16 protein-coding genes and 1 pseudogene are annotated in these 15,834 nt (G+C 57.6%); 5 read left to right on the forward strand and 12 right to left on the reverse strand.

Going from position 1 to position 15,834, the window contains the following annotated elements:
- Window positions 1-351: pseudogene (locus Q0M74_RS07900) on the reverse strand (LysR family transcriptional regulator); the annotation flags it as partial.
- 18 nt (window positions 352-369) lie between these two features.
- On the opposite strand from Q0M74_RS07900, the gene Q0M74_RS07905 reads away from it, so the two are divergent.
- A complete protein-coding gene (locus Q0M74_RS07905; protein ID WP_293953176.1) occupies window positions 370-768 on the forward strand; it encodes a DUF5997 family protein in 399 nt (132 codons plus the stop codon).
- Here Q0M74_RS07905 and Q0M74_RS07910 read toward each other — a convergent pair.
- From Q0M74_RS07910 to glyA, 3 genes are all read right to left on the reverse strand, one after another.
- On the reverse strand, window positions 765-1,493 hold the full coding sequence (locus Q0M74_RS07910) for an aminotransferase class IV (protein WP_293953177.1): 729 nt from the start codon (window positions 1,491-1,493) through the stop codon (window positions 765-767). The genes Q0M74_RS07905 and Q0M74_RS07910 overlap by 4 nt on opposite strands.
- Window positions 1,490-3,358 carry an aminodeoxychorismate synthase component I gene (gene pabB, locus Q0M74_RS07915; RefSeq protein WP_293953179.1) on the reverse strand — a complete coding sequence of 623 codons (1,869 nt, stop codon included), beginning with the start codon at window positions 3,356-3,358 and terminating at the stop codon, window positions 1,490-1,492. The genes Q0M74_RS07910 and pabB overlap by 4 nt, the downstream gene beginning before the upstream one ends.
- Before the next feature lie 73 nt (window positions 3,359-3,431).
- Window positions 3,432-4,736, reverse strand: a complete 1,305-nt coding sequence (gene glyA, locus Q0M74_RS07920) for a serine hydroxymethyltransferase (RefSeq protein WP_293953181.1) — start codon at window positions 4,734-4,736, stop codon at window positions 3,432-3,434.
- A gap of 265 nt (window positions 4,737-5,001) precedes the next feature.
- Here glyA and coaA point away from each other — a divergent pair, with 265 nt between their 5' ends.
- Window positions 5,002-6,030 carry a type I pantothenate kinase gene (gene coaA / locus Q0M74_RS07925; RefSeq protein ID WP_293953183.1) on the forward strand — a complete coding sequence of 343 codons (1,029 nt, stop codon included), beginning with the start codon at window positions 5,002-5,004 and terminating at the stop codon, window positions 6,028-6,030.
- On the opposite strand, the gene Q0M74_RS07930 is transcribed toward coaA, so the two are convergent.
- From Q0M74_RS07930 to mca, 5 genes are all read right to left on the reverse strand, one after another.
- Complete coding sequence (locus tag Q0M74_RS07930; RefSeq protein ID WP_293953185.1) at window positions 6,027-6,545, reverse strand: flavodoxin domain-containing protein; 519 nt, start codon at window positions 6,543-6,545, stop codon at window positions 6,027-6,029. The two genes, coaA and Q0M74_RS07930, sit on opposite strands and share 4 nt — an antisense overlap.
- A 21-nt stretch (window positions 6,546-6,566) precedes the next feature.
- Window positions 6,567-7,337 (reverse strand): isoprenyl transferase, encoded by a 771-nt coding sequence (locus Q0M74_RS07935; RefSeq protein ID WP_293953187.1) that lies wholly within the window; start codon window positions 7,335-7,337, stop codon window positions 6,567-6,569.
- A 57-nt stretch (window positions 7,338-7,394) separates the two neighbouring features.
- The gene (locus tag Q0M74_RS07940; protein ID WP_293953189.1) at window positions 7,395-8,489 is read right to left on the reverse strand and encodes a 3-deoxy-7-phosphoheptulonate synthase; all 1,095 of its coding nucleotides are present in this window, start codon (window positions 8,487-8,489) and stop codon (window positions 7,395-7,397) included.
- Window positions 8,490-8,730: 241 nt separating this feature from the next.
- The gene (locus Q0M74_RS07945; protein ID WP_293953191.1) at window positions 8,731-9,051 is read right to left on the reverse strand and encodes a hypothetical protein; all 321 of its coding nucleotides are present in this window, start codon (window positions 9,049-9,051) and stop codon (window positions 8,731-8,733) included.
- Window positions 9,052-9,095: 44 nt separating this feature from the next.
- The gene (mca, locus tag Q0M74_RS07950) at window positions 9,096-9,971 is read right to left on the reverse strand and encodes a mycothiol conjugate amidase Mca (protein ID WP_293953193.1); all 876 of its coding nucleotides are present in this window, start codon (window positions 9,969-9,971) and stop codon (window positions 9,096-9,098) included.
- Window positions 9,972-10,194: 223 nt separating this feature from the next.
- On the opposite strand from mca, the gene Q0M74_RS07955 reads away from it, so the two are divergent.
- The 3 genes from Q0M74_RS07955 to Q0M74_RS07965 all read left to right on the forward strand — a co-directional run bounded on the left by Q0M74_RS07955 (window position 10,195) and on the right by Q0M74_RS07965 (window position 11,865).
- Window positions 10,195-10,680 carry a DUF4307 domain-containing protein gene (locus tag Q0M74_RS07955; protein WP_293953195.1) on the forward strand — a complete coding sequence of 162 codons (486 nt, stop codon included), beginning with the start codon at window positions 10,195-10,197 and terminating at the stop codon, window positions 10,678-10,680.
- 177 nt (window positions 10,681-10,857) lie between these two features.
- Window positions 10,858-11,382 (forward strand): transcription elongation factor GreA, encoded by a 525-nt coding sequence (greA, locus tag Q0M74_RS07960; protein WP_293953197.1) that lies wholly within the window; start codon window positions 10,858-10,860, stop codon window positions 11,380-11,382.
- Between the two features lie 15 nt (window positions 11,383-11,397).
- The gene (locus Q0M74_RS07965; protein WP_293953199.1) at window positions 11,398-11,865 is read left to right on the forward strand and encodes a hypothetical protein; all 468 of its coding nucleotides are present in this window, start codon (window positions 11,398-11,400) and stop codon (window positions 11,863-11,865) included.
- A gap of 72 nt (window positions 11,866-11,937) precedes the next feature.
- Here Q0M74_RS07965 and Q0M74_RS07970 read toward each other — a convergent pair whose 3' ends face one another.
- From Q0M74_RS07970 to ltrA, 3 genes are all read right to left on the reverse strand, one after another.
- Complete coding sequence (locus Q0M74_RS07970) at window positions 11,938-12,759, reverse strand: Bax inhibitor-1/YccA family protein (RefSeq protein WP_293953201.1); 822 nt, start codon at window positions 12,757-12,759, stop codon at window positions 11,938-11,940.
- A 106-nt stretch (window positions 12,760-12,865) separates the two neighbouring features.
- Window positions 12,866-13,855 carry a helix-turn-helix transcriptional regulator gene (locus Q0M74_RS07975; protein ID WP_293953204.1) on the reverse strand — a complete coding sequence of 330 codons (990 nt, stop codon included), beginning with the start codon at window positions 13,853-13,855 and terminating at the stop codon, window positions 12,866-12,868.
- Window positions 13,856-14,017: 162 nt separating this feature from the next.
- Window positions 14,018-15,418, reverse strand: coding sequence for a group II intron reverse transcriptase/maturase (gene ltrA, locus Q0M74_RS07980; protein ID WP_293953206.1), 1,401 nt, complete (start codon window positions 15,416-15,418; stop codon window positions 14,018-14,020).
- Window positions 15,419-15,834: the final 416 nt, after the last annotated feature.

The following is a 15,834-nucleotide window of genomic DNA, read 5'->3' on the forward strand; positions in this document are numbered from 1 at the left end:
GAGGGCATCACGCACCGCGGCTGCATCCACCTCCCCGGACTCCGGCACTTCCCAATTGATGATTTCACCTTCAAGTTCTTCCGCTTTAACAGCACCTTCTGCAGCGGTCAGGAAATAGTCCTTGGGAAACGCAATGCCCGGTGCCTCCCGGTAAAGCTCAACCACGTAGAACTCATCGCTGATACGCGCATCCGGCAGCCTCGTCAGGGCGAGATCCGCTGCACCGGAGATCAGTTCTCCCAGAGCATCATCGGTATCGATGGTGGCAAGTCCGCCGTGGTGGGTGCGTTCTCTGAAACGGGTGAACCACTTGCCCGGTTCAGTGCCGGTGACGAAACTTAAGGTCAACATGAAAGTAATGCTACCGTTATGGGCGTGAACGAAGAATCTGTACGCAAGCCATCGGGCACGGCCATGAAGCCGCAGACCGCCGCCAAAAAGCTCGGTCTGTTCCTGCCCGCCACGCCAGAGGAGTTCCAGAACAATGCACTGACTCATGATCAGTTCAATGCATTGCAGGAAAATCCACCGGAGTGGCTCCAAACCCTACGCCGTGAGGGACCGCACCCACGTCCCGTTGTCGCCCAGAAACTGGGTATCACCATCACGGCCCTGAAGAAGAATGAACTCGATCAGCCTCTCACCACAGCTGAGATCAAAACCCTGCTGGAAAACCAGCCAGACTGGTTGCGCGCCGCCCGCACGCAGCTGGCTGAAGGCCGCACCACAGCTGAAGAGACCACTGAAGAAGTAGCCTCCGAAGACTAAACCTTCTCAGACTGCTTCGCCCACAGCGCCTTGTTCCACCCCTCAACCGGTGGTGCAGGCGCTGCTTTTATTTTTCCGGCCCCCCGCCCCCAGTGCGTGACCGGGGTCCAACCATGCAGGGAACTGCCACACCAGGCCGCCAGATTGAGCTGACGGACATCACGGTGTACCACCGTGATGCCAGCAGCCTCCCACAGCGGCAGAGTCTGCTGCACCGTGATGGAAGGTAGAACCCTGCGTGCGGGCAGAATCACCGTGGCCGGATCCTCCCAAAACACCACCGCTGCATTGGCTGCCTCCAGTACCACACCATCAAGATCAATGAGCAGGCAGTCATCACAGTGGTAGTCCATCGCGATCCTGCGCAGATGCGTGAGCACCTTCAGATCCGGGCCTTTGATAGCAGGAACCCGGCGGGGATCAACCAGGTCAGACAGCCACAGCATGGAACTATCGCGCAGTGACGGAGCCGGACGGATCGCCACACCCAGTTCCCCCGCCCCCCACTCCACCCGTGGAAACCACTCTCCCGTGGTGGGAAGTGCCTCACGCACAGCCACGAGAAACTCCACGGGATCAACCTCTGGGAGCGACTCAGCAAAGCGGGTCTCATGGTCAGAGAGGCCCACCACACGGCCGTCACGGAGTAGATAGGAATCCACGATCTCCGGCTCTGACACGCCACCGGGAATCAGGCCATCACCATCCCACTGAAGTTGCATCATGGAAACTCCACCCCCAGCAGTCCCAGCAGGGGACGTGTCTTCACACGGATCTCCTCCCATTCGGCCTCCGGATCAGACAAGGCCAGGATTGCCCCGCCCACCCCGTACTCCAGATGCCCCGGGGTAAGAACCAGGGTGCGGATCACCATGGACAAATCCACAGCACCATCCAGGGAGAAATAGCCCAGTCCCCCGGAATAGACACCACGGGGACCGGACTCCAGCTCATCAATGATCTCCATCGTGCGGATCTTCGGGGCACCGGTCATGGAACCGCCTGGGAAGGCTGCGCGCACACAGTCCACGGGATCCTTATCCCCCAGTTCTGCAGAGACCGTGCTTACCAGCTGGTGGACGGTGGCATAGGTTTCGACGTCGAAAAGCTTATCCACCTGCACCGTGACAGGTTGCGCACCACGTGCCAGGTCATTGCGGACAAGATCCACAATCATGAGGTTCTCTGCGCGGTCCTTCGGATTCGCGGCAAGCTCAAGAGCAATGGCTGTGTCATCCTCGGGAGTCGCGCCACGGGGCCGGGTGCCCTTGATGGGTTTAGATTCCACATGGCCTGCCGAGTCAATGGTGATGAAACGTTCCGGTGAGGAACTAAGCACCGCCATCTCCCCCAGACACAGATAGGACCCATAGGAGGTCGGGTTAGAGGCACGCAATGCCAGGTAGGCCGCGAGTGGATCCAGCTCTGCTGCACCTGTCAGTTGGGTGGTCAGGCAGATCTCATAGGACTCACCCCGGGTGATCAGGTCCTGCGCCTGGGCAATCATGTTCAGATAGTCCCCGCGGGAATCACGGATCTTCAGTCCAACGTCTGACACCACTGCCGGGCGGGGTGACCTCAGATCAGACAGTGCACGGGCGATCTCAGCAAACCACTCAGGTTGACCCCCCAAGGCCATGAGCCGGACCTGGTTGTGTTCAATGGCAATGGCACGGTCAGCAAAAATCAACTGGGCATCTGGGTGGGGCGAGGTGAATTTATTGGATGCACCGCATTCAACTTTCATCTCATAGCCGAGATAGCCCACCCAGCCCAGGCGGAAGCCTCCCCCCGGTGCCACACGGTTACGGCGCAGATCATCACGCAGCCAGTCAAAAAAACCATCCCCTCCCACCCGATGGGTGCAGACCCTGGCATGGGGACCTGAAGCATCCCCCATATAGGTGGTGCCGGCGGGATCATCCAGCCAGAAGGCATGATCAGAATCAGCAAAGAGAGTCTCAAACACCGCAGCCGGATCCACGATGATCGGCACAAGCTGCTCTGCAACTTCCCACCGGTAAGCATGTGCACGTGCCAGTTCAAGGAAGTTTGCGATGATCTTATGTCCAAACTGCCCACCGACAGATTCTGGATGAAATTGCACACCCCACTGCGGTAATTCACGGTGGCGCAGCGCCATGATCAAACCATCAGCGGTAAACGCAGTGGCCTCCAGTACCTCCGGCAGGTCTTCAGCGATCATCGAATGATAGCGGACAACATCAAAATCCTCCGGAATACCCTGAAACAGCTCTGAACCATCATGACTGATCCTGGACACCTGGCCGTGCACCGGCACAGGTGCCAAAGACACCTCCCCGCCGTGGGCAAGGGCAATGCCCTGGTGCCCGAGGCACACTCCGAGGATCGGCACCACGCCGCGTTCAATCACACCCCGACAGCGACCAAAATCAGCCACAACCCCAGGGTGGCCGGGGCCGGGTGAGATGATGACGGCGTCGAAAAGCGTTTCATCAACAGGCTGGTCGTTGGTCACCACGGTGGGTGCCCTGCCGGTGACCTCCTCCACGTAGGTGGCGAGGTTGAAGGTGAAGGAATCATAATTATCAATGATCAGAACGCGCACAAAGGTCCTCTAAACATTAAGGAAGGCACCGACGGAGAAAACCGACGATGCCTTCTTTAGCAGTAACTCCCGCCTAAACGATGGTCCAGTCTTCCAGACCCTCGTACAGTGGGTACTGCTCAGCCAGCTTGGCCACACGAGCACTCAGAGACTCGATATCAGCAGACTTACCCTGTGCCAGGGCAGTACCGATGATGTCCGCAACCTCGGTGAAGGCCGTATTGTCGAAACCACGGGTAGCCAGGGCCGGGGTACCGATGCGTAGACCGGAGGTGACCATTGGTGGGCGTGGGTCGAAAGGAACCGCATTGCGGTTGACGGTGATGCCAACCTCGTGCAGGAGATCCTCAGCCTGCTGGCCATCCATCTCGGAGTGGCGCAGATCAGCCAGAACCAGGTGCACATCAGTGCCACCGGTCAGAACATCCACGCCAGCAGCCTTCGCATCAGATGCGGTGAGACGCTCAGCAAGAATCTGTGCACCCTCGATGGTGCGTGCCTGACGCTCGGCGAACTGCTCGGTGCCGGCGATCTTCAGGGCAGTGGCCTTAGCAGCAACCGCATGCATGAGTGGGCCACCCTGCTGTCCTGGGAAGACAGAGGAGTTCAACTTCTTGGCGTACTCCTTCTTAGCCAGGATGATGCCTGAACGTGGACCACCCAGGGTCTTGTGAACCGTGGAGGAGACGATATCGGCATGTGGCACCGGGTTCGGATGCAGATCAGCAGCAACCAGACCGGCGAAGTGGGCCATATCAACCCAGAGCTTCGCGCCAACTTCGTCAGCGATCTCGCGGAAAGCCGCGAAATCCAGGTGACGTGGGTAGGCGGACCATCCGGCGATGAGAACCTTCGGCTGTTCCTTGATGGCCTGCTCACGGACCTGATCCATATCCACCAACATGGTGTCAGGATCAACGCCGTAGGCGGCAACATCATAGAGCTTGCCGGAGAAGTTCAGCTTCATACCGTGAGTCAGGTGACCACCATGGGCCAGGGACAGACCCATAATCTTGTCACCCGGATCAACCAGGGACATGAGCACAGCCGCGTTGGCCTGCGCGCCGGAGTGAGGCTGGACATTGGCAAATTCAGCACCGAAGAGAGCCTTGGCACGGTCACGCGCCAGATCCTCCACGATGTCAACCTGCTCGCAACCACCGTAGTATCGGCGGCCCGGGTAACCTTCTGCGTACTTATTGGTGAGAACGGAACCCTGTGCCTGCAGTACAGAACGGGGAACGAAGTTCTCGGAGGCGATCATCTCAAGGGTGTCGCGCTGTCGGGTGAGCTCACCCGCGATGGCCTGGGCCACCTCAGGATCAAGCTCGCTCAATGGCTGGTAACGGACATCATCCGCGTGGTGGGCATCGGTCATCAGGTCAGCTAACCTTTCACAAGACGAATCCCGCGTGTAAGACCTCACGCACGGGACAGATACGCCAACAATCATAGACCTGTTGCACCCATATAGAAAAGTATGGGTCGGCGCCCATTAATTAACGTGCCTCTTTCCGCCTGTGGAGACCACCTTAAAGACCACCCCCACCGGCCCTCATACAAGATGACCCAACCACCTCCCTGTTGCCCCAATCACAACCCCGAGGTCACATGGGGAAGAACCAACAGGCACAATGGAACCCATGGCAGCTCCGCTCAACGGTCCGAATTCTTCCACGCAGGCTTCGGTAAAAAACCCCGCAGAAGATTCAGTCCCCTCCCGCAATTCCCACCGCGTCCCGGATTTCAGCCCCTACCTGGATTTCGACCGATCCCAATGGCGTGAACTGCGCAAGTCAATGCCCCAGGTACTGACTGAAGAGGAAGTCATCGAGCTCAGCGGCATCGGTGAAAACATTGACCTGGAAGAAGTCGCAGAGGTCTATCTCCCCCTGTCACGCCTGATCCACCTCCAGGTCAGCGCCCGCCAGGAACTCACCACCGCCACGGAAACCTTCCTCGGTACCTCCTCAGGCCACAACCTGCCCAGCGCACATGTCCCCTTTGTCATCGGCGTGGCCGGCTCTGTTGCGGTAGGAAAATCCACCACCGCCCGCCTGCTGCAGGTGTTGTTGCAACGGTGGAATACCCACCCCCGGGTGGACCTGGTGACCACCGACGGTTTCCTCTACCCCGGTGAGGAGCTGAAGAGGCGCGGCATCATGAACCGCAAGGGTTTCCCTGAAAGTTATGATCAGCGCGCACTGCTCCGCTTTGTCACCGATGTGAAATCAGGACGCTACAACGTCAAGGCACCGGTGTATTCCCACACAGCCTATGACCGCATCCCGAATGAGTTCGTCTCCGTCAACCAGCCGGACATCCTCATCGTTGAGGGGCTCAACGTGCTGCAGACCGGCCCGACACTCATGGTCAGTGACCTCTTTGATTTCAGCGTCTATGTTGATGCCCGCACCGAGGACATTGAACGCTGGTACATCGACCGCTTCCTGGAATTGCGCCACACCGCGTTCCGACGCCCCGGCGCCCACTTCAAGCACTATGCCGACATCGGTGACACCCAGGCCAGCACCGTGGCCCGTGAGATCTGGCAGTCCATCAACCTACCCAACCTGGTGGAAAATATCCTCCCCACCCGGGTCCGTGCCTCACTGGTGCTGCGTAAAGGTGCTGATCACCAGGTTGAGCGGGTACGCATGCGCAAACTTTAGGCGTGTGCCCAGTCCACCACGGGGTCCAGCCTGGAGAAGTCGACACGATCAACATCGGTATCGAAGGTGTCGATCATCATACGATCATTGTCGTTCTTCTTCGGTTTCATCTTGAGCATCTTCACCACAGTCCACATCACTGATCGGTGTGCCTGGGACAGCTCTGAGTAGTTCATCCGACCAGGCAGGTAGAAACGGGTGACAGCCTCCGCCTTGTCTCCCAGGGGTCCCTTGGCACCATCCTTGGCCACCGCAACCTCATCCAGGGTCATGCCGACGGTACACAGTGCCACCCGGTGCCCCTCCAAAGGAGTGGACTTGATGAAGTCCACACCGGCATTGCTGGGGCCATGGACAGGCCCCAAGACGATCACTGCCGCCTCGGGATCTGCTACCAGAGCTGCTTTGGCATCCTCATAGGGCAGTGCCTGAGTGTTCAGACGTTCAGCCAGTTCCTCTGCATAGTCCCGGGTGGAACCATAGGTGGATTCAAACGTGACGACAGTGTTCGACATGGTGCTCCTTGAAGGCGGTGACTACTTTCCGAACCGTCTGCTTCGCTGCGAGTAGTCACGCAACGCCCGGAGGAAATCAACCCTTCGAAATGCCGGCCAGTAGGTATCAGTGAACCAGATCTCCGAATACGCAGCCTGCCATAACATGAAACCGGAAAGCCGCTGCTCGCCGGAGGTTCTGATCACCAGATCAGGATCTGGTTGACCCGATGTGTACAGGTGAGTGGAAATTGCGTCAGCATCTACTGAGGCAATCAATTCATCGATAGTCTTACCATCATTCTTACCCGTTGTGAGCAGGTTTTGTACTGCATCTACGATTTCCTGCCGTCCGCCATAACCGACAGCGATATTCACTGCCACCCCGGTGTTGTCCACGGTCTTGCACACGGTGTCACGCAGACGCTCCGCAAAGTGCTTCGGCAGCAGGTCCAGGTGGCCCACCAGACGGACCCGGCAGTTGGTTTCAGGAAGGGCCAGTTCATCCACTACATCACCAATGATGTCGTAGAGGAGCTGCAGTTCAGCATCATCACGGCCCAGGTTCTCCGTGGAGAGCAGGTAGACGGTGACCAGGTCAACATCCACATCATCGCACCAGCGGACCATCTCGCCGATCTTCTTGGCACCAACCCGGTGTCCGTGGCTAACATCGGCAAATCCAGCTTCCCGGGCCCAGCGGCGGTTTCCATCACACATGATGGCGACATGCCCAGGCTGCTTTGCGCCGTCAAGCTCTTTGAGAAGCCGGCGTTCATATAACGGGTACAGCAGTCTGGGCAGGTTCAACACGTATGACAGTGTAGTCCCCAGGGTGGACTTGTCGCTCACTCCCCTGTCAAAGCGCAGCTACTGGGCACGGCGCTGACGCACTGCAGCTGCCAATTCGCCCAGCAGATCCACGGTGGTGTCAATATCAATGCACTTGTCAGTCACTGACTGTCCGTACACCAGACCTGCACCGCCGTTGATCGGAAGTTTCGCAGGATCCAGGTTCTGCGCGCCACCGACGAGGAAGGATTCAACCATGATGCCGGCGATTGCCTCATTGCCATTGGCGATCTGTTCCGCAATCTCACGGACCACGCCGGCCTGGCGGACATGATCCTTGCCGGAGTTGGCGTGGGAGGCATCCACCATCAGGCGGGCATCTTCACCGAGTTTGTCGGTGGCCTGTGCCAGGGACTCCGGGTCATGGTTGGGGCCGGAGGTTCCACCACGCAGGATGATGTGACTGTTGGAGTTGCCTGCGGTTTGCACCACCGATGGGGCACCCTGATCAGATGTGCCGAAGAAGAAGTGAGGGTTGCGTGCAGATTCCACCGCATCGATGGCCACCTGGATGTTTCCGTCAGTGCCATTCTTGAAGCCGATCGGCATGGACATGCCTGACGCCAGCTGACGGTGGACCTGGGATTCGGTGGTGCGGGCACCGATGGCACCCCAGGCAACAGCATCCGCGTAGTACTGCGGGCTGTTGGGCTCCAGGAACTCACAACCCACCGGGAGATCCAGGTTCACCACATCGATGAGCACCTTGCGTGCCAGTCGCAGGCCCTCAGCAATATCGTAGGTCTCATTCAGGTGTGGATCATTGATCAGACCCTTCCACCCCACGGTGGTGCGTGGCTTCTCGAAGTAGACACGCATGACGACCTTCAGGTCCTGGTCAAGACGCTTGGCCAGCGGCGCCAGGTGGTTGGCGTAATCAATGGCAGCCTCCGGATCATGGACAGAGCACGGTCCGATGACAACCACCAGGCGATCATCATCACCGGCGAAGACATCCGCGATCTCCTGGCGGTCCTGCTCCACCTTCTCGGCCTGCCGGTCCGTCAGTGGGTTGGCCTGGATCAGTTCTTCCGGGCTGGGCAACTCATGAAAAGCCACCACACGCTTATTGCTGGTGGATGCCGAGTTGGTCAGGGAAACTGGAGAGCTCATTCGAATTGCCTTTCAAAGGAAATCTATTTTCAGAGAAAAACTAGGGGAAACTGATGGGAGAAATACATGGGAAACAAAAAAGCAGCCCCTCTACCCTTTCGGGGAGGTGCTGCTCGGCTCCTGGATCTTGTTCGCGTTTAGCTTGGCACGACTAACGGCCAGCTTGCGAGGGAAGACCCCGGAGCCGGACGGAAATAAAATCGTGCTGCGAACATGAAAAAGACCCTACCATACTTTTGTTTTAGAGAAAGCCCTTTTTGGACTTATCATTCAGACCGACCTCAGCCATGGCTTTCTTGACCCCTTCAATGTCAAAGGGGTCCAGGCCGTGACGCTCAGCGAAGATACGACGACGGTTCATCCGTGACCAACGGCGGTGGAACATCCAACCCAGGGTCAAAATGGCGGCACCCAGGAGCGCCAGCACCAGCAGGCCGATCGGAGAGGCCTTGCCGAACTCCGGGCCGAGTGGGCCACCCTGCTCCTGCTGGGCAAGGATGATGAGATTCGTGTTGTTATACACGCTGGCTGCGGTATTCAACACTGGGCTGATGTCAATCACGCCTAAAAGTCCTTCCTTAAAGGATCTGATCCGTCATGAGAGTCTTAAACAGTTTCCGGGTCAATTCCGGCAAACAGGTCATCCTCTGGGATTGAGGTCTTCACTCTGGTCTTTGCCAGTTCGAATTCCTCTGTCGGCCATAGCCTACGCTGCACCTCCACAGGAGTTCCAAAAAATGCTCCCGCAGGATCAATCTGGGTGGCGTGAGCGCGCAGGGCATCATCACGCTTGGTGAAGAACTCATCACAGGTCACCTGCGTGGTCACCCGTGCCATGATGTCAGCCTTGTTCCGCTCCCAGCGCTCAATCATCGGTGCATAGGGGCTCGGCTCACCCATGGAGACCAGGCGGTCATGGAACATCTCCATCCGCTGACGGATGAAACCATGGGAGTAATAGAGCTTCAACGGTGTCCAGGCGGCACCGAGTTCCGGTGCGTAGTCCTCATCGCCGGACTTATCCCACGCCAGCATGGACACCTCATGGACCTTGAGGTGATCCGGGTGTGGGTAACCACCGTTCTCGTCATAGGTGATGATGACATGCGGGCGGAACTCGCGGAAGATCTCCACTAGTTCACGGGTGATCACTTCACTGTCTTCCAGTGCGAAGCAGCCTTCCGGCAGTGGTGGCAGTGGATCGCCCTGCGGCAGCCCGGAGTCCTCATGATCCAACCAGCGGTGTTCTGTTCCCAGGATCTCAATCGCCTTGGCCATCTCATCGCGACGGATGGAGGTGATGTTCTCCAACACGCCGGGCTTATCCATGGCCGGGTTCAGAATGTCACCACGTTCACCACCTGTGCAGGTGACAACCATGACCTGATTGCCCTCAGAGACATAACGAGCCATGGTGGCAGCGCCCTTGCTGGCCTCGTCGTCTGGGTGGGCGTGGATCGCCAACAGGCGTAGACCACTCACGTGTAATCATCCTTCCTCAAAGCCGCGTGGGCTTCCTTTAAGATGCTCGGGTAAATATTTTTGTTGATATGCGTCCAGTTCATGATAGACCGAAGTCCACCAACCCCGGTTATCGCTTTCAGCGAGTGTGACTAAGATGTAGAAGTGTTTCCACATGCACTCCAGCCCCTGGCTGGGCAGTGTGTCCACGCACGGCCGTTTTAGGATGTCGACGAACTTCGCTATGAGCAACAACTCCAACTCCCCTTCTAACGCCTCCGGAGCCTCTGAAATTCCCGGAGCAACGGAACGTCCCGCATCCCGCTACCGCGGTGACCGTGAAACCATGGCCACCAATAACTGGACGGGCAAGGTCATTGCAGCACTGGCAGTGGTGATTGTTGTTGCACTCGTGATCGCCTTCGTCCAGTTCATGCAGCGTAGTGAGACCCAGACGGTCACCGGCACCATGGGGGCTTTTGAGCGTATCGACGACCACACCTTCCAGATGGATGTGGACATCACCCGCGACAATCCGGAAGAACCCACCTACTGTATTGTCACGGCCCTCGCCTACTCCCATGCAGAGGTTGGCCGCCGTGAGATCCTCGTTGAACCCAGCACTGAAACGGTGGTCCGTGTCACCACTCAGATCCCGACCCGTGAGCCTGCTGTCTCCGGTGGTGTCTACGGCTGTTCCACCACAATTCCCTCACATATGAACCTCTGATAGCCCATTTTGAGGCTGTGCTAAAATCACACCCAGAAAACGTGCGTTGACATCATCGGTCAACTCCTGCATGAAAAACTTGATTATTGGCCCCGGGTCCCCCTGGGGCCTGTGTCATGCAGGCTCGAGATGATGCAGCGATATCCACCTCTACTGTTCCCGGGAGGGTTAATAACCATGGCAAGTGCACCAAAGCAGTACATCACGCCTGAAACTAAGGCCAAGTTGGAGGAAGAGCTCAACACTCTCATCGCCCGCCGCCCGCTTGTTGCAGCGGAGATCAACGAACGTCGTGAGGAGGGTGACCTCAAGGAAAACGCCGGTTATGATGCTGCGCGTGAGATGCAGGACCAGGAAGAGGCCCGCATCAAGCAGATCTCTGAGGTTCTCGCGAACGCCACCACCGAGCGTGAAGGTGTGGTTGAGGGCGTAGCCAACATCGGCTCCGTCGTCCACGTGTACTACGACGGTGACCAGTCTGACAAGGAAACCTTCCTCATCGGTACCCGTGCTGCAGCCTCTGAGAACCCAGACCTGGAGACCTACTCAGAGCAGTCCCCACTGGGTGCCGCCATCCTGGGTGCCCACGAGGGTGAAACCCGTGAGTACAGTACACCCAATGGCACCGTCGTTTCAGTTACGATTGTTGCGGCTGAACCATACAATTCTGAGAAGGCCGCCTCCCTGCGCGGCAAGAACTAAGGATTTTGATCTCTGATGACCACTCTTTCCCGTAAGCTCCTGATCGCCGGCACCACCGCTGTTGCCGCCTTTGCAATGGTTGCGTGCACCCCACCTAATGAGAATGATTCTGATCTCAAGGTGAACACCGCCACCGAGGTTGCCGCTCCTTCCCAGAGCGCCACCACCTCTGCACGCGCGACGACCTCTGAGGTTGCTGCCGCGGAGCTGCCCGGCTACATCGACTGTGTTTCCACACCGGCACAGGAGCCTGCGACCATCTCCCTGAACTGTGCTGACAACAGCGACCAGCTCACTGAGATCGAGTGGGATTCCTGGGATGAAGAAAGCGCAGCCGGCACCGGTTCACGCATCACCTTCACCCCTGCAGGCGAGCAGACCGTCACCGAGGACGTTGAGGTTGAGCTGACCTTCCCAACTGAGACTTCCCAGGGCCTGGCATTCTCCCAGGTTGCTGTCGACGGCGAAGCAGTCTTCCTGTAAATCCCCGTTGGTGAAAAGACCTCCGGCCCCACACTCACTGAGTGTGGGGCCGGAGGTCTTTTATTGACTTACCTAGTCACCACGGAAGTAGCTGAGCAGGCGGAGAATCTCGGTGTAGAGCCAGACCAGGGTCACAGCCAGGCCGAGGGCAACACCCCAGGCCATCTTGGCTGGAACTCCCTGGCGGACCATGCGGTCAGCTGCATCGAAGTCGGTGAGGAAGCTGAATGCTGCCAGGCCGATGCAGAAGAGGGAGAAGACGATGGCGAGGATGCCCCCGTCACGCAGTGGGCTGCCGAAGCCGAACAGAGACATGACCAGGTTGCCCAGGACAAGCACGAGGACACCGATCATCATGGAGGTGATGATGCGGTTGAACTTCGGGGTGACCTTGACGGCGCCGGTCTTATAAACGAAGAGCATGCCCAGGAAGACACCGAGGGTACCCACGACTGCCTGTCCGATCATGGCACCTGCACCGTCATAACCCTGCAGGAAACCAGAGAACAGCAGGGAGATGCCGCCGACGAAGAGGCCTTCGAAAGCGGCGTAGATGAGGGTCACGGCTGCTGAGCCGTACTTCTTGCCGAAGGTGCTGATCAGCACGGTGATGAAACCACCGATGGCACCCACGATGGTCAGGATCATGGCCAAGCCGGTGCTGACAAACATCATGATGCCGAAGTTGAGCAGGGCGAAGGCCACGATGACGCCCAGGGTGATGCCGGTCTTGGTGATGACGTCATCAACCGTCATCGGGCGCTCAGTCTGCTGAGGGGCGTTGTAATCGGTCTGGTACTGGCCCCCGAACTGGTCGTAACCACCGTATGGGTTCTGGCCCTGGGTCCGCTGGGATTCCGTCAGTGAACTGAAAACGGGATTACTGCTACGCAAGAGGTCCCCGATCCTTTCGTTAGATTTTGCACTACTGCTAAAACAACGAGCATTGATCAGTTTTTGTTCCCCACTCCCCCCCTGCACACATCAGCACGGGGAATAATCAGACCAAAGCAGGAATCGGGGTGTTCAAAAGCTCCTCACTCAAGTGAGCCTGTTCCAGAATATTCAGGGCTGCACCGGGTTCCTGATGGCGCAGAACAACCGCCTCCCGCAGACTCATTCCCCGCTCCCCTGCTCCGATGGGGACAGGCAGGACGATGGAACCGGCAGCCACATCAATGCGGGTCTGGGTGCCAGCCGGAATGGTGGCCATATCGCCCTGCGTCAGGAAACGGCAGTAGCCGGGTGTGGTGACAGTCGCGGTGCCGCTGTAGATCCACAACTGTTGATCACGGGTGGCTTCGGCAAAGGAAGTCTGTGCCGGGATGACCGATGGTAGACCAGCAGATCCCATGCCGACGGAGCTGGCGGTGAAGGTAGATGGGGTGGCGCCGGTGTGGCGTCGAAAAGCTCTTGTCAGGCTACTGGTGGCCGCAAAGCCGACCAGGTTCGCTGCCACGGAGATGCTGAAATCATGTGCCAGCAGACTTGCCGCGACACACACGCGGTGGGCGGCCCGCCACTCGCTGAAGGAATAGCCAGTGGAACTCAAGAACTGGCGCTGCAGCGTGCGCGCCACCACCCCACGCTGATCTGCGAATTCCTCAAGACTGGTCTGATCGGCGGGATTCTCCACGAGTGCCTGGGCTACCGCGCGGGCATGTCGGGGAAGCGGCAACGCCGGAGTGGGCAGTCGGTCAGTAAAGAGCCTCTCCACATCCCCACTCGCTGCCACCTCACCCAGCAGGGAACGTGAATATTCAAAGACCATGCGTTCAGCCCAGGCCAAGCCGACATGGATGTGACGTGCCGGTCCTTCAATCGCGATGTTCCGGAAACGAATATCCAACACCAGCCCCTCCGAGGTGTCATTCCAGATGGCGCCATCCGGAGCAAAGAGCAGATCGCCACCGACGAGAGTGAAGGTGCGTTCATCAACATAGACATCAACGACTCCCGAGTGACACCACAGCAGGCTTGCATTACTCATGAGGAACTCCAATCCGAGGTTAAACCATCAACCACCATACACAGAACAATTAAGGATACGCTAACCTTAATTCACCTTGGGGTGGGAATCGAGTAGGGGGCGGGGTTTCCCCGCCTCCCTCTCACACCACCGTACGTGCGGTTCATCGCATACGGCGGTTTCCTACATCACTGTGATCTGACGACGATTCCACGCGGTAAATAACATCAACAAACCCCGATTAACCCAGTACGCAGTGCCCAACGCCTTATGCAACGTCGGGGTCTTAGCAACAGCCCAATACGACCTGGCCGATAAAGTAGCCTTGCCAATCTGATACTCAGACAAGCCCAAACACCGCAAATTACGGCGCCTAGCCTGCGGAGTTTTCCACTGCTTCCATAAGATCTGACGCATCCGCCGACGCAACCACTCATCCAAGCGCTTAAACACACCCGGAGTGGCCGCCAACTGGAAATACCCCATCCACCCACGGACATACCGATTAATCCGGTCAATCCGATAATCCATATCCACACCCCACCGACGCGAGGTCAACTCACGCAACCGCTGCTTCAACCTAGCTACCGCCGAACCAGCAACACGCAACTTATAGCCCTCACGTGATGGGTAAAACGCATAACCCAGCAACTGGGCCTTCATAGCATGTGCAATCGTGGACTTATCTCGATTAACCTTGAGTTTCAGCTTGCCTTCCAACACCTTGGACGCTTGATCCAATGCCCGTCCAGCAGCACGTTTAGACTTCACAAACACCCGAATATCATCGGCATAACGCACAAAACGAGTGCCCTTTGCCCATAACTCCTGGCCAAAGTCATCCAGCATGATATTGCTCAACAACGGTGACAACGGCGACCCCTGCGGAGTCCCCTCACCACTGCGCGACACCACACCGTCGATCATGATCCCGGCCATTAAATACGCCCGGATCAGCTTCAACACGCGCTTATCATCTACCTTGCGTGCCACACGAGCCATCAACTTGTCATGGTGAACCCGGTCAAAGAACTTTTCCAGATCAACCTCAACCACCCACACATAACCCTGATTGACCAGGGCGCGGGCAACGTTCACAGCCATGTGAGCACTCTTACCTGGCCTAAAGCCATACGACACAGGCACAAACCCCGGATCAAACACCGGTGTCAACACCTGGGCAAGAGCTTGTTGGATCAGCCGATCCAACACCGTCGGGACACCAAGCAGACGCTGACCACCATCAGGCTTCGGGATCGGCACCTGGCGCACCGGCATCGGCTTATATGTCCCCGCATCAAGACAAGACCGAATATCCACCCAATGATCAACCAACCAACTCCGCAACTCCTGCGTAGTTAATCCGTCCACACCTGGTGCACCCCGATTAGTCTCAACACGTTCCAGTGCAGCAAACAGATTCCGGCGAGAAAACACTTTCTCCCACAGACTCCGCTCACCGCCAGTGTCATTACAGGCATGCGCCGACAACTGACTACGCCCACTCTGGTTATCTTCGGGATTCACCCTATCCTCACCATGGTGACCCACGTTCGTGGGTTGGCTGCGATCATCACCAGTCATATCCAGCACACCTGCTCACAACACATAGATATAAGATTCGGCCCTTCCCGCTCTCTTCACCCACGAACCGTGGTGATCCCAGCGGTACTATGACCTCGGCTGACTCCTGCCCCATCAGATCAACCCTTAGAGCTGATCCGCCCACATCAGAGCCTTGAAGATGGGCACTGGGACAGGCCTCCCCGGTTAAGAACATGTACTTTCCATCTACTACTGCCACATCTACCCAGCTGCTGTTTCGGTGGAACGGGCTTCGACGATCTTTGCCGCCTTACCCCAACAACCAGGCCTTATATGTGATTTGTGTACCTCAGTGCAGATATTTGCTTGAAGCTTCCTTCCCACATCACCTCACGATGATGCAGTTGCCATCAGCTAGAAGTTAAACCACCTTCACCTTCAGGGGACTTCCACCC

This window comes from uncultured Corynebacterium sp. (genome assembly GCF_945649885.1).
GTDB lineage: Bacteria > Actinomycetota > Actinomycetes > Mycobacteriales > Mycobacteriaceae > Corynebacterium.

Bases quoted from the DNA above. Each gene is read 5' to 3' on its own strand.
- glyA (WP_293953181.1), bottom strand. From the start codon at position 4,736: ATGACCGATGCCCACCACGCGGATGATGTCCGTTACCAGCCATTGAGC.
- Q0M74_RS07955 (WP_293953195.1), top strand. From the start codon at position 10,195: ATGAGCAACAACTCCAACTCCCCTTCTAACGCCTCCGGAGCCTCTGAA.
- ltrA (WP_293953206.1), bottom strand. From the start codon at position 15,418: ATGACTGGTGATGATCGCAGCCAACCCACGAACGTGGGTCACCATGGT.
- Q0M74_RS07910 (WP_293953177.1), bottom strand. From the start codon at position 1,493: ATGATGCAACTTCAGTGGGATGGTGATGGCCTGATTCCCGGTGGCGTG.
- Q0M74_RS07930 (WP_293953185.1), bottom strand. From the start codon at position 6,545: ATGTCGAACACTGTCGTCACGTTTGAATCCACCTATGGTTCCACCCGG.
- Q0M74_RS07905 (WP_293953176.1), top strand. From the start codon at position 370: ATGGGCGTGAACGAAGAATCTGTACGCAAGCCATCGGGCACGGCCATG.
- Q0M74_RS07965 (WP_293953199.1), top strand. From the start codon at position 11,398: ATGACCACTCTTTCCCGTAAGCTCCTGATCGCCGGCACCACCGCTGTT.
- Q0M74_RS07975 (WP_293953204.1), bottom strand. From the start codon at position 13,855: ATGAGTAATGCAAGCCTGCTGTGGTGTCACTCGGGAGTCGTTGATGTC.
- Q0M74_RS07940 (WP_293953189.1), bottom strand. From the start codon at position 8,489: ATGAGCTCTCCAGTTTCCCTGACCAACTCGGCATCCACCAGCAATAAG.
- coaA (WP_293953183.1), top strand. From the start codon at position 5,002: ATGGCAGCTCCGCTCAACGGTCCGAATTCTTCCACGCAGGCTTCGGTA.
- greA (WP_293953197.1), top strand. From the start codon at position 10,858: ATGGCAAGTGCACCAAAGCAGTACATCACGCCTGAAACTAAGGCCAAG.